The 13,525-nt window shown below is 41.3% G+C and carries 12 protein-coding genes; all 12 read right to left on the bottom strand.

Annotated features, from left to right (window positions below; translation table 11 throughout):
- Positions 1 to 76: 76 nt before the first annotated feature.
- The 12 genes from MKX41_RS31195 to MKX41_RS31140 are packed head-to-tail and all read right to left on the bottom strand — an operon-like array spanning position 77 to position 13,399.
- The gene (locus tag MKX41_RS31195) at positions 77 to 3,907 is read right to left on the bottom strand and encodes a hypothetical protein (protein ID WP_340974628.1); all 3,831 of its coding nucleotides are present in this window, start codon (positions 3,905 to 3,907) and stop codon (positions 77 to 79) included.
- Positions 3,908 to 3,920: 13 nt separating this feature from the next.
- Complete coding sequence (locus tag MKX41_RS31190; protein WP_340974627.1) at positions 3,921 to 6,179, bottom strand: PKD domain-containing protein; 2,259 nt, start codon at positions 6,177 to 6,179, stop codon at positions 3,921 to 3,923.
- Between the two features lie 6 nt (positions 6,180 to 6,185).
- Positions 6,186 to 6,830, bottom strand: coding sequence for a hypothetical protein (locus tag MKX41_RS31185; protein ID WP_340974626.1), 645 nt, complete (start codon positions 6,828 to 6,830; stop codon positions 6,186 to 6,188).
- 35 nt (positions 6,831 to 6,865) lie between these two features.
- The gene (locus tag MKX41_RS31180) at positions 6,866 to 7,363 is read right to left on the bottom strand and encodes a hypothetical protein (RefSeq protein WP_339269308.1); all 498 of its coding nucleotides are present in this window, start codon (positions 7,361 to 7,363) and stop codon (positions 6,866 to 6,868) included.
- Between the two features lie 20 nt (positions 7,364 to 7,383).
- On the bottom strand, positions 7,384 to 7,764 hold the full coding sequence (locus MKX41_RS31175) for a hypothetical protein (protein WP_340974625.1): 381 nt from the start codon (positions 7,762 to 7,764) through the stop codon (positions 7,384 to 7,386).
- Positions 7,765 to 7,779: 15 nt separating this feature from the next.
- Positions 7,780 to 7,923 (bottom strand): hypothetical protein, encoded by a 144-nt coding sequence (locus tag MKX41_RS31170; RefSeq protein ID WP_156113062.1) that lies wholly within the window; start codon positions 7,921 to 7,923, stop codon positions 7,780 to 7,782.
- Between the two features lie 7 nt (positions 7,924 to 7,930).
- Positions 7,931 to 8,140 carry a hypothetical protein gene (locus MKX41_RS31165; protein WP_042185565.1) on the bottom strand — a complete coding sequence of 70 codons (210 nt, stop codon included), beginning with the start codon at positions 8,138 to 8,140 and terminating at the stop codon, positions 7,931 to 7,933.
- 56 nt (positions 8,141 to 8,196) lie between these two features.
- Positions 8,197 to 9,066, bottom strand: a complete 870-nt coding sequence (locus tag MKX41_RS31160; protein WP_340974624.1) for a hypothetical protein — start codon at positions 9,064 to 9,066, stop codon at positions 8,197 to 8,199.
- Between the two features lie 11 nt (positions 9,067 to 9,077).
- Positions 9,078 to 10,127, bottom strand: a complete 1,050-nt coding sequence (locus MKX41_RS31155; RefSeq protein WP_340974623.1) for a hypothetical protein — start codon at positions 10,125 to 10,127, stop codon at positions 9,078 to 9,080.
- A 12-nt stretch (positions 10,128 to 10,139) separates the two neighbouring features.
- Positions 10,140 to 11,585 carry an ATPase, T2SS/T4P/T4SS family gene (locus tag MKX41_RS31150; protein WP_340974622.1) on the bottom strand — a complete coding sequence of 482 codons (1,446 nt, stop codon included), beginning with the start codon at positions 11,583 to 11,585 and terminating at the stop codon, positions 10,140 to 10,142.
- Entirely contained in the window at positions 11,582 to 12,646 is a 1,065-nt protein-coding gene (locus MKX41_RS31145) for a hypothetical protein (RefSeq protein ID WP_340974620.1), read from the bottom strand. Before MKX41_RS31145 ends, MKX41_RS31150 begins: the two co-directional genes overlap by 4 nt.
- Before the next feature lie 12 nt (positions 12,647 to 12,658).
- The gene (locus MKX41_RS31140; RefSeq protein ID WP_042185555.1) at positions 12,659 to 13,399 is read right to left on the bottom strand and encodes an SAF domain-containing protein; all 741 of its coding nucleotides are present in this window, start codon (positions 13,397 to 13,399) and stop codon (positions 12,659 to 12,661) included.
- Between the last annotated feature and the right edge of the window lie 126 nt (positions 13,400 to 13,525).

Raw genomic sequence — 13,525 nt, 5'->3', positions numbered from 1 at the left:
GTTTGATACAATGCTTCAACATTAACATGATCCTGTGAAGTCACGCAAAAAAGATGGGGTGATATAGGCTCCTACTCTACTTAATTCGATGACTCTGGAAATACTCCGACCAATCCGATGATATAACAACCGTAACTGTATCCGTTTTGGTGTTGTACGCATTCTGAGCCGTAAAGGTAAAAGTAACAGGGCCATCTAGTAGCTTTTCAAAAGAGCTATCGTACATTTCACCTGTCCAGAAGGTTTTATCGTCGTTAGTTGGGCTGAGCTGCGTAATGAACCCTCCGTTCATGGTTACTTGCACAGTATCCGGGAGACCTGTTGCTGTACCTTGCAGAACAAAACGTTCTCCTGCCCAAAATACGTTGTATCCTCTTGGACTCTCCTCATTGCCGCTTTTTTTCAGATTGTAGCCTTTACGGTTGTTGTTCCACTCTTCAGTGTGCTTAACGCCTCCTTTAATACTCAGTAAATTCACCATGAAGTATTTAGGTGGAGAGACATTGCTCCAGTTGTAACCATCAAAAACTTCAACTTCAACGGCATATTTTTCATTCTCAATCAGTGAACCGACTGGAATCTGCCATTGCTTAGCGCTTGATACTTGCTCACCAGATTGTACCTTGATTGCACCAGTGGCCAAGTTAATAATTCGCACCTTATAACGTTGCTGCAGATCTTTGTCCTCATCTTGATAATCCCATTTAATGATCGGGGTGAGTGTACTTGCGATTGTTGGTTTTGACGAGTCCGTACTGGTTGGATACGTTATCGAAACTGTTGGTATACGGTTGACTATCGTAACATTCTGGGAAAGGTCTCGATATAGCCCTAGAGAATCTGTTACACGTTGTCTAAACGTAAAGATACCATTGCTGCTAAATTGCTTGGTAAAGTCATTCTTAACACTTGCGAAAGCTTCTGAACCATTTGATGTTTTCAGATAATACTTAAGGCTAATGCTATCTCCTTTAGGCTCATCTTGGTCCGTAGCCGTACTTTTAATATTCAAAACATCTGTACGGTAGATCGGTACCTTAGTCGCATCTTTACCAGTATCTGTGATCAGAGTGAATCCCGGCTTAGGTGCATTATCGATGATGAATGTTTTTTCATTTGATACATCTGACCATGAAAATTTGGAGTACGCCCGACCTTTCACTGTAAAGTATTCAAACCGTTCAAATGTATTATTTGGGATTTGATATTGTCTGAGCAATCCTGAAGGATCCGGATTTTCTATGGTGGAGACTAATAGACCATCCTTCGTAAAGAACTCTAACCTGTATTTCTCTTGTGAATCATTTTCCGGATCCGCGTAAGTCCACTTGATTAATGGATCGCCTTGTTCCGAGTCAATCACAGATGGGTTTGTTGCTGTACCTAAAGGACTAGTTAAAGTCATAGTAGGTGCCAAGTTTTCTTTCACTTGGACTTGCAATCCAGCGATATTCGACTTATCTCCTATTTGATCGATTGCCCAATGTTCTAACGTATATACTCCCGGATCTGAGAAAGTAAGCGTAATGTCACGCGTAAGATACGATTTCATTTCACCAGTACTGTTCGTTACTTTCCAATAGTATTCTAATGAGCCCTGATCTGATGTATCCTCATCGATATCCCCTGAAGTATATTGTTTCGTATCATACTGATTTACGGATGAAGGTCCGTTAATCTTAGCAACAGGGACATGATTCTTAACCATAAATGTACGTGTAGCATAAGAGCTTAATTTTCCATCAGAGGCTGTGAGCTGCATTTCCCAGCCATCAGAAATGGCTTTTTTATGTGATATACCGTTACGATTAATAAGATCACGAATGGTCATTGATTGATAACGGTTGTTTCCTGCCCAGTAGTAGGGAGAGTCATTAAATTTTGCATTCCAGGCATAAGATAAAACATCTCCATCTTCATCCGGATCTGGTGTTAAGTTATCCATTGTGATAATCGTATCGCGGTATATTTCGTTAGGCATTGTAAATGCTGCAGCCGGTGGATGATTGACTACCTGTACATTTTGACTGTACCAATCTGACCACAAGCCACGATTATCATGTACTTGTAGATTGAGTTGATAATTCCCTTCTCCGAATGATGCGATATTCGGTGGTGTTGTTGCTCCACCCCAATGTTCCCATACTTTATTCCATCCGTCTTTGATTACAGTCCAGTAGTATACATCTAATGGATCATTATCTGGATCGAAAGATTTGTCTATAATGCTCGTAGATTTACGATAGGAAACGATATTCGGATTAACGGTAAATAATGCAACCGGTGGTAGATTAACAGAGGCATTCCCCACAGTCCTTTGACACCAATCACTCCATACACCGATTCCATTATCTCCATCCACATCACGGACCCTTAAACGTATGTCGTAACTGTCTTTTTCAAAAACTCCCCCAGGTGGCTGCCCGTCGATCCACATCTCATCAACGGTCTTTTTATATTGCCATTGCCACTGCATAATCCCTTTATCAGAACTTGTAATATGATCTAAATCGTAGGATGAATCTATTAATTGAACATTTCCATTGATAAGCCTTGCTGAAAAAAGCGCTATTGGCTTGCGATGGACTTTAAAACTCATCGTAGATGCGGCATCTTTACTCCACATCTGATATTCAGCAAAGCGAGCATCCTGTTTCGGTATATCCTTAGCTTGATAACTCACTACATATTGTCCGGTATACGGAAATGAAGTGTAAAGGCTCGTCCTCCATAGTCCCGAATCCCCTATAATCCCCATTGAGTTATCAAAGTAATTCGGATCATGATCATATCTCACTCGATCAGCGTACTTAGCATCCCACTCATAATCTTCATAGGTGGTGCCGCTATTCTCTATAGGACTATTAACGAGAACAAAAGCGTTTCGCTTCAGTCTGTTTGTAACCTTAAAGGTCATACTCGCGGATTCTGACATATTTGAAGGATCTGCTACTTTTACAGTCATCGTATAATCGCCCGGCGGGATCGAATCAGCCACAGCGTCTACAGGGATAGAGAAATACTGATACCCTTTCGTTTGAGATACTACCGTCTTCCTATAAAATATATTTGGTATCTCAGCGCTTACGATAAGATCATCATTATCTGGATCGTGGACATATCCCTCGATGTTAAGTATGTTTCGTCCAGGCTCGTTCTGCAGGACTTGATTATTGGGTGTATTTAACGAAATGGTAGGTGGACTATTAGGTATCAAAGGAAATACTCTTTGAAAATTATGACCAATGTACGGCCCTCCAAATCCATGTTCTGGACCATATCCACGCCATCCATCTTGTTGACCTGCGCCAAAACCGTAGTTAATTACTAACCCTATTGGAAGTTCGCCGTACCCTAAAGTCCCCGTATAGTTGTAATAGGTAACATCTGTCGCTAGATTAAATGTATGTTCAAATGTATTCGGGTAAAACGGTCCATCAAACCAACTCTTGTACAATGGGGTGAAATTGGTATACTGACTGGTCCAGTCACTCGGACAACCGTATTGGTAACTTGGTAAATCTAATGGTTTCCCCTCTGGAATTGCCGCTACACAGAGATCCGCTCGAACGACACGTTTATCTAGAGCACTTTGTGAAGGAACCAAGTTTACTCCTAAAGTCAATGTTGCATCCGAACTAATGTCAAACGTAAGTTGCTTAGTGGTACGATTAAATTTAATATTCGTTAGCTTTTGGTTATTTATTGTCCCACTAAGAGTGCCATAATTCCAACCAGCATCAAAAAAAGAACCATCAGCAGGTATATTTATATCTTTATAAGTAATGAAATTTGGATCACCCGTCGCAGCCTCTGCTGTCTGAAGATACACTCCCTGACTAGGGAAAACTCCGAATAGGATAGTGATTATAATTACTAGTGAAAGTATTTCTTTTGTCTTCTTCATTTAAGCACCTCTCCTACCAGGACCAATCAACTTCTGGCGCTCGATTTTTCACTTCTACAATCCGTGAGCTTAACTTTTGTCCATCTGAATTTGTAGATTTCCGATCAGCTTCTGTCACAAACTCATCAATAGTTGGTTGACCAAACTCTTCAAACACAGTAAGTCGGACTTCATATTTCCCTACCTCGCTCAGCTCTAAATTTAAGCGATCTTTGTTCTCATTACTGAAGGTCACCCATGCTTCTCCGCTAAAACTCCCGTCATTATTAGAATCATAGCGATACTCCCAGAGTCTCCGACCCACTACATCTTTATCAGGTGAATAGGATATATCATCCAATGAAACCACCGCTTTATTACCGTAATCAGGACTTCGATATACCACTCCAGGCAGAGTAAAATAGTTGTACGGCGCTTCATCTGGCACAATATCAAAAGTAATCTCATCACTATCAGAATACCCAAGCGTATTTTCCACATAAATCGTAGCCTTATATTTTCCAGCTTTTTTAAATAAGATGTCTTTGCTTTCAAGTTCAGATAATGTACCACTATATTTAATATCTGCGTTCGTACCACCAGATACAGCAGTGATGGTAACTCGTGTTTTCGATGGTATTAACGGAAAGCGTGTTGGACTCTGGCTTCTATTAAACAATGTCGTTTTACGATTTTGTTTAAGTATTCCTTCTATATTTATAATTGCTGCTGGCTTCGGCTCAATGACGGTAACTTCTGTACTTGTACTACCTATTTGTCCATCATTGTCAACGACTGTGAGAGCTATAGGAAATGTCTCTCCAACTTGTTCTATGGTATACCATACATACCCCCTTGGGACATTTCCGATTTCTCCCTGCGCTCCAGATGTGCTCCAAGCATAATCAGTGATATATCCATCCGGATCATAGGAAGCATTCCCACTAACGAGCATATCAGACCCTGCTTTTATGTATCTAGCTGTTGATATTCTCGCAATAGGTGGCTTTCCTTCAGGTTCTGTTGGAATAGTTGGATTTGGAGGAAAAGTAACTTGAGGATTGTTTTTATAAACACCTGCTGAAATCTGTAGGGGCTGTTCCAGAGAGGTGATCGTTCCATTCTTTGTGACGATTGGCTTTTTAAAGCGGACGAGAACGGTTAAAGCATATTCCTGAGTAAAATATTCGCCCGTTACACTCGACTTTTTGATCTCAAAATCAAATAAAGTACTTACGTTAAATGTCTTTGCAGACTCCTTTTTCGTTTTGAGTGTATTGTTCCTGTCTTTCTCTTTAGCATAGAACACCCACTCGTCAATATTTGAAGCATCATTGTATCCTTGCAGCTGCCCCATTAACGAAATTTGAACGGGTTCATCTTTATCTCCCAATTTTGTTGGATTGGGATTAGGTTTATTTAGAGTTACGATACCGGTAAGTGTAGGTTCTGTAGGAAGGGTGTAGTCGAAGGAGACATTTCCGCTGTATTTGTAAGATGTTACATTAGCAGAGGCTGTGTAGGAGTAATACAAAAAAGTCTTATATCTTCTTCCTAAGGCATTACCTCCCTTGCCAAAACTCTCACTGACTTCTTCAGGATCGTAGTCCACTTTTGCCTTATCAAGAGAGTGGTAGATAATAAACCTGTTCCCACTTACAATATTATGACTAACATAATTAAGGGGTAATTTTTTATCATCAACATGGATTCGAACAGATGATTCGATGATATCTACAGGTTCTATGATTACGTACGCACTACCGTTGTACCACTTTATCCTATCTCTGGTTACATCCGATTTAGTAACTACTGTTAATAGTGGAGGATCTTCCGAAGGATAACCTGATCCGGTACGATCATAATGTTTCTGAGTATTGGTATTGGGATCCCATTCATTGATCTGCCAACGTCTACCGTCCGAATATCGCCAAATCGAGTTACCAGGTTCAGTATAAAAAGGAACTTCAAATGACCCGTAATATCCCTTTACATCATCAATGGTTTGTTTCCGCTCTACACCTTTCAGATTTAACTTAATTTTCCCATTCTCGATAGAAAGATTAACTTTTTGATTGGACCCATTGTACTTTAGTGATGAGGTAATTATTGAAGAACTAGATATCCCACTTGGAATGTCTAAATAATATGTTTTTTGACCATTTGAAGATCCAGATAATGATTCTGTAGGTATCGATAATGTCTTACTAGATGAATCTGCTGCGTATAAAAAATCAGGAATATAAGAAAAGAATAATGAAAGTATCAGGATAACCATTGATAATTTCTTCATGCTTCATTATTCTCCTTGACGTTTAACGATTATTTTTTCATCAAAACCACCACCGTAATATATAAGAATTTTAAGATTCGTAATGTCCTCTGTCGATACATACATCTGATAGGTTGATAATTTCTGACCGGGTTGTAATTTCCAATTCCACAAAGCTTCTTTACTATTTATTTCATCTGCCTTAAGTTTTGGCATAGAACCAGCAAGATTTGATCCATTCGTATTGATGATCCACTTGCTAGTTGGACTTTTCGATGTTTGTTGAACAAGCTTTTGACTGTCATTAGCAATAGTAATTTTTGTCCATACCATATATTTCGTAGCTTGCTTAAAAACTTGTTCACGATATCCATACTTTTTAATTAATTCCTGAGCATCTTTGGATTTCACATCATAAACCATCAATTTCTCCAGCGTATAACTCAGACCTCCAGCGCTGATCGTCACAGGCAGCTCCAAGTCTTTCTTCAATCCAAATTTACTCAGATTATCCCTCATAATAGGCGTTGGCGTTGCTGTAGGTTTCACGGTCGCTGTTGGCTTAGCCGTAACTACTGGTGTAACCGTTTCCGCATTTACAACCACTCCCTGCCCCAAAACCACACTAAATAACATTGCCGCTACCAAAGTCGCCTTTACAACTCTCTTCATCCCCAAATCTCTCCCTTGTCTCAATTGGATTTTTCCTACTTATTAAACTTATACTCCTGAACTGCTGGTACTCTGATTGGCTCTTGTGTTTTGGCTCTGGAGATCAGCAGCGGATGTTCCGTCTCAATGACGGCAATAACCGAGGGACCCTCTATGTATTTGGTAATGCCATGTTCACTATCCTCGTATAAAAGTGGAAAAGTCACTCCGTCCGAATCATCAACAATATCAAACTTCACAATCTTTACTTGATTCTTAAAACGGCTGCCTACTTGGGGAGAAAGGCCGTTATCAAGCCCAAGATTCGCCTGCAAGGCATGTTGAAAAGTATCGTAAGCAAGCGCGGGATCGATAATTAGACGACCTCGTGTGAGTTCAGTTTCATCTAATTCCTGCGCGGCATCATGAACAGCGATATTGTTTGCATCTTTTAGCATGCTGCGCAGCATGTCCCACTCCTGATTCTGGATCTGAAAGAACCAGGAGTAGATAAAGATCAGTAGGACAAATGCCAGCTTAATAATGTAATCCATAAATTAGGCTCATCCCTTAATCAATCGAGATATTCACTCATAATTGACCCATGTCCATAATATCGGGTCGGCTGCGAAACCGTGGAAAAGTTATACGGAAACAAATTTATCCGTGGTGCTGTTATATACACATCAATTCGTTGCTTGCGTTCTTGAATGGTATCTGTACTGCTCGTAATTTCTATAGAATCCTCTGAGAACCCAATCGCCTTCAGATTTGAAATCACTTCGTTCCGCATAGACGCTGTGACCATCCCCTCCGTTGCAGCTTTTTGTGTGATGTAGGATGTATTAGCTTTGACCTGTAAATCTAGCAGATAATCAATATAGGTGAATATGGGCTGCAGGATAATAAACAGGACAAGCCACATGAATAATGCCCGGAGGACGGTCTCCTTCAATAGAAACGCCTCCTTCTAATATTGTTCTACTTGCTTAGTATGCGTGATGATATCGTCTTGACTGCTGCCAATGATATGCGTAGCTACTGTGATAAACATCCCTGCGATTACAAAGCCAATAGCCAGAAACATTGCTATAGAGATAGAGTCTTTTTTCATAATCGAATTAAACCGAAGGTTGGGTTAAGACCCGAGCAGTTGCCGTTTGGCTGGAATCCAGCGGTTGAATAAATGTCACACCCGGAATCGTCGGTTTATTATCATCCGTAGCATCAATTACATCTCGAACTACAGGAATCAAAACGGCAATTACGATGGCCACACATAAAAATCCAATAGCAATAAACAAACCTGTAGAAATAGCATCCTTTTTCATTGTTAAAATCTCCCTTTTATTTTATATTTTTTAAATAATATTGAATATACTATTTTTCACTGGAACATACCGACCCCATTAAAATTCCCTTTGATCAGTAAAATGTACTGCATCGCCATCGCGACGATCATCAAAAAAGTAGCAATCGATGGGATAACATTAATGATCGTAGATAGATCACCGATAAAAGACCACTTTTTCAAATACTGATCGCTGGAGATTTTGGAGATAATCTTACTTTGCTCACGCAAATAATTCGCCGCTTCTGTGTCGTCATCCATACCCTCAGTAGCCAGCAAAATGGACCGAATGTCATTAATAAAACTATGATTATCCGGAAACTTTGCACAAAACCATTCAATCGCCCCCTCCACACCCTCATCTACTGCTCGTTCTGACAACTCGTACAAGTCCTGACGTATATATTGAAAATGTCCAGCCGTACTCCCGCAAAAAGTGCCAAATTGCGCATATCCGCGCTTGCGTAGCCGATTATTCTCGTATAGACGGATGAAAGAGATCAGCTCACCGTCTTTTTTAATAACCGTTTTTTGATGAAGCCATGCAAGCACCCAGCCAAACGGAAGGTAGCGCATCGGACTGCTGATTACGAGAATAAGAAGAGCAATTAGAGGGTCATAAATAGAAAAAGAATTAGAACGAATGAAATCACTGACGACTTGAGTTATTAAATAAATCAGCGCTGCAGAGTAACGGAAAAGCGTAATTTTACGGGCCGCAATCGATAAACCAGAATCATTTAATAATTGCTGAAGTCTATCCCCCTGCACCCGTTCCCCAAGCTCATTCCACCGTAGTCCTAATCGGACAAGATATCTTTCCTGTTTACTACTACTGCTTACAAAGACAAGTAATGCGACATAAACAATCCCGATTACAGTAACTAATAGTAACAATCTGTCCATATCTCATCACCTTAGTGGTAGTCCAGTTTAGGTCTGGCGAGAATAGTGCTGATCACAAAAGAAATAAAAAGACCGGAGACGATCACCATCAAAAAAGAAAGTCCTACTGTAGTCTCAAACTGCAATTGGAAATAGATATCAGGCTTCAGCATGTACATAAAGGTTCCAACCGTTGATACCAGCACCAAAAGATTCCCGTATAAACCAAGGCTAATCGCATCTCTACTTCCCGCTTTTACAGTCAAAATGGTTTCCCTCTGTTGCTCCATAGAACGATTTAACAGCATCAGTGAGCTTTTTAAATAACGGGTCCCTTCCTTCTCGGCATAGAGCAGATCCGATATAAATTCTAGGGCGAAAGTAGTGCCAATCGCATTGGAAAATCTCCCTGCTTCCTCAACAAGCTCCTTCTCATTACTGTAATTGGAAAATGCAGCCCCTAGCAGCTTCAAAGGACCCTTCAGCACATTCTTATCCGTAAGAAAATCCGCTGTCCGATCGAGAACGGAATCTACCGACAAGTGAGTGAATTTGGTGGAGATTTTGACTACATCGAGTAAATCATAGCTTCCATGCACCTTCCTCTGCGCGTAAATGTATCTCATACGAAAATAAGGAATCGTAGCAGAAATCACAGCCATAAAAAGTGGAAATCTCCAAGCCCCTTGAATAGAACGCCCTTCATTAAAAGTTATCCCCTCCAGAAAAGGATTGTTAAAGCTCAATTGCCCAGGAAGCTCGCTTAGCGTCAGTAGTCCTGATAGAAAAACCGCGATAAACACTATTGCTGTACGCGTCATAAAACGCATAACGCTAATTCCCGGCTCATATTTTCGGTGTACGAAATATAAAAGATTATCTAGATGACGGTAGAGCCACAGCCTTTTTTTTACCGAGCTAACTCTTTTGCCAAAAATACTCATTTTATGTTTGATACGAAAATCGACTTTCTGACCTACCTGTCGTAAATGCCGTTCGATTAGCGGTTTAATGAGCAGCCAAATTCCCCATACAATTAACAAATGAAGGACAAAACGAAGAATATACAATAATAAATCCACGGTTTCACCTCCTCACTCGTTAAGAATGATCTTAGATTTCAAGCTTTCTTTGATAGGCTGATCCATTGGTTTTGCTGCTGCAAGCTGTCCCAGCTCTTTCTGGAGCAACTGTGTTGCCTGCTCATTTTTCCTAGTCATCTTCAGAATCAGGTTCTTTGTCAGTTTTTCATTATAGGACCAACACATCTTCTGGGGTTCCCAGCGCATCAGATCATTCGCAAATACAGAGTTCTTTTCCTCGTCATAAAAGACTTCCGATATTCGCGTTAACCGCTTCTTCCCGTTCGGAACACTTTCCAAAATAAAAACCAGCTCGCATGATTTCAGTGCAGAGATCAAATGCCCCTTAAGGCTCCCGCCAATCCTTGTCGACACGGCAAAAGCGCCTTGATAAGGAATATCCTCCGAATCAACGGTGTGGAAGGTTCCGGTGATGCCGTCATACCCTTTTTCCCCACTCCACAGATAAAATTCCCATTCGTTATACCGCATTTCCGTCATATACAAAATGTTTGGGTCATGCCGCAGCGATTCTACCCCTACCTCCATCAATTCCTCGTTCGCAGCCTGGATTGGAATAATTCGGTGCCCTTTAATCTGGTATGGTAAAATCGACTCCGGATGCTTTTCTATCATCACTACACCCATACAGGATGAAGATCCGAGCAGTTGCTCGCCGACGATCGTATTTGCAAAGGTTGTTTTTCCCGAGCCTACAGCGCCCGCAATAATGGTATTGCGAAAGGTAGACGATAACGCCCGAATCATTTCAACCGCTTCCGCAGGAATGCATTCTGTACCCGCCTGATCTTCTAGACTCAGAAACTCTACAACCTGCCGCCGTAACGATATTGTGGTGAAGCCATCCCATACTCTCGGGGATACCCAAATGGCAAGCCTAATAAATCGACCAGGCCAGAGCGGGTCATCCATTTTAAACTCCACTGAAGGGTTGTCCTTGTTCAGCTTTTTGTTGGGATCACTTTTTAATAAGGAGCGCTTTAACTGTTCAACCCGATCTAGTGAAGGCATCTCATATGGATAAGCTACAAACTCACCTTTCTGGTTATAAAAGATCTGCTTTCCGATCATCTGTAGCCCGGTTGATTCACTGTATGCACGATCAGTAAACCAACGATACGCCGGACCAAAACCCTTCCATTCATGATAGAGCGCTTCTGCAGCCGTTCTGTATGCTTCTGGAACCTTTCCCGTAAAGGGTGTCTTCCGCAAGTATTTCTCTATCTCATTCATAAAAAAGCTAACCGCCTGCGGATCGCCAATTAGCGCCTTCGCATTTAACTCGAAGTAAGCATCATCCTCACGTTCCAGCCCTTCATTCATATCGTTTTTCATTTTTTGCAAAAATGCGTAAAAGTCTTCCTTGCCCGGTTTGCTCATGCGTAGGATACTTTGTTTTAGAGAGAACAACGGACGATTCAGTTGGTTTCCATTCATAGGAATATGCCTTTCTTTTTAGCTTCTGGCGCCAGGCTCATGGACACGAGCAAAGAATGTACCTTATCATCCACATGCTGCAGCTCTTTTTTGCCTAAAGGTAAGCTTTCCTGCAAAGGCTGGTAATACGGCAGCTCCAGCAAGATTTCAGTCCCGAAGCGAAGCGCTAGATTTTTAGGAGAAGATATTTCTTCCACATTACTGCGGTTAATAATCAGTTGAAAATCATGTGGACGTAGATCCATATGCCCAGCAAGCTCTAGTAGAGGTTCGAGTCTGTATTCATGCTTTGGATGAGTGACGATCATACGCAGTGCCGATTTGTGCATTCCGACATACCATGCAGCACTTTCCGGAATAGAGCCAAAGTCAGCAATAACAACATCTGCATTTGTCCCAGCCCTAGCCAAAAAATATTCAATCTCATCCTCCTGATAATCTTGTGCACTCAAGTAATCGTAATTGCCTGGGAGATACGAGTAACCGTCTTGCTTAATCAATTGCTCAAAATCCTCATCATAAATCATCTTCCCAGTAAGCCTTGATCGAAGCCTATCCAGACTAATGGTCGCTTTACGGTCATATCCGGGATCATATAAATCAAGTCCAAGGACAATAACACGAAGGCCTGCCGCGGCAATTCGTCTTGCGAACAGTTTGGCTACACTAGTGCAGCCGATCCCAGGACCAGATCCAAAAAAACCAACCAGATTACTTCGTTCCTCCCCTTCCTCGTCTAGAATAAAGCGAATCTTCTCTATCACCACTGACGAGGTAGAGCGAGGAGGGATAAAATAGATTCCTAAGCTTTCACACAGCATATGTACAGCTTGGTAACCACTGATTCCCTTTTGCAAATATACATATAGGATCGTTGAGCTCGGATAATTCCGGCGCAGTTCGCTAAGTGACTGAGCTTGAATCTGGTCACTGGTAACCATTAGCATATGGCCCTCTGCATGAGACGGATCAGGAAGTACGCTTTGTGTAATTACAATAAATCCTGCATTTTTGATATCATTAATGGTTAACTGATCTATGCCTAGACTAAATATTTTCAAGACTCTTCCCTCCTACTCGACCCGTACGATCCACAGCTTTTTTCCCTGCTCCAAAAATTGTCCGAGCCGCTCGCCATCACTTTTCTTCAGCTTCAATTCTGGTGTCGCCACCTTGCCAGTCGAAGTGAACCGATTATTGTTGTTTCCCTTTTCTGAATCCAGCACATCATTATTGTCTTCTGTTCGCACATAATTCACGGTGACTCCAGATATAAACACCTCCTTTGCAGGTTCACTAATTGAGCTCTGCACGATCAGTTCCTCCTCTTCCTTCTTGTTTGGGCTAAGCGATTCACTCCGCCTCTCTCGGTCTCCATCAACAAGATAAATATCTACCTTATCCCGGCTGCGCAGTGAACCATTGATGGCATAGATCGCTTCCTTTGGTATAGGAAAAATCCCTTCATCCTTGAGGGGTTCTAAATCACTAACATCCACTAAGGATGCCGTCAAAATACTTCCGTTGGTCAGATTTACATTCGTAATTTTATGCTCCACTTGTGCGATTTCTGTAATTACACCCGAAGGTATATCCTTGGTCTGAACAGAATCCAGATATAAATCACTTGCTTTCAGCTCATAGTTTTTTGGAAGAAGCTCCCCGCCTTCCACCTTGATTTTGACCACAGTTCGGGATAGTACGTAGGGCTTGAAGTAGAGATCATAGCCTAGCAATCCCCCGACTCCAGTAATCAAAATGAGACTTGCGAAGAAATAATTGCGTTTCAACAGTTGCCTACGCTGTAAAGCCAAGCCTTCCACCTCCTCAAAAACACAGTTTTGAAAAACGACAAAAAGCAACTTGGCGTAAATAGCCAAGCTGCTGGTAAAATGCTTTTTTACCTGTAGAGATTTAGAGAGCTATTAGATTATAGAGTT

This window comes from Paenibacillus sp. FSL R5-0475, from assembly GCF_038004585.1.
Classification (GTDB): domain Bacteria; phylum Bacillota; class Bacilli; order Paenibacillales; family Paenibacillaceae; genus Paenibacillus_AQ.
This window is presented reverse-complemented; position numbering and strand designations above follow the sequence as displayed.

What these genes read in the sequence shown, in the direction of transcription:
- MKX41_RS31195 (WP_340974628.1), bottom strand. Translation starts at nt 3,907, where the DNA reads ATGAAGAAGACAAAAGAAATACTTTCACTAGTAATTATAATCACTATC.
- MKX41_RS31190 (WP_340974627.1), bottom strand. Translation starts at nt 6,179, where the DNA reads ATGAAGAAATTATCAATGGTTATCCTGATACTTTCATTATTCTTTTCT.
- MKX41_RS31185 (WP_340974626.1), bottom strand. Translation starts at nt 6,830, where the DNA reads ATGAAGAGAGTTGTAAAGGCGACTTTGGTAGCGGCAATGTTATTTAGT.
- MKX41_RS31180 (WP_339269308.1), bottom strand. Translation starts at nt 7,363, where the DNA reads ATGGATTACATTATTAAGCTGGCATTTGTCCTACTGATCTTTATCTAC.
- MKX41_RS31170 (WP_156113062.1), bottom strand. Translation starts at nt 7,923, where the DNA reads ATGAAAAAAGACTCTATCTCTATAGCAATGTTTCTGGCTATTGGCTTT.
- MKX41_RS31165 (WP_042185565.1), bottom strand. Translation starts at nt 8,140, where the DNA reads ATGAAAAAGGATGCTATTTCTACAGGTTTGTTTATTGCTATTGGATTT.
- MKX41_RS31160 (WP_340974624.1), bottom strand. Translation starts at nt 9,066, where the DNA reads ATGGACAGATTGTTACTATTAGTTACTGTAATCGGGATTGTTTATGTC.
- MKX41_RS31150 (WP_340974622.1), bottom strand. Translation starts at nt 11,585, where the DNA reads ATGAATGGAAACCAACTGAATCGTCCGTTGTTCTCTCTAAAACAAAGT.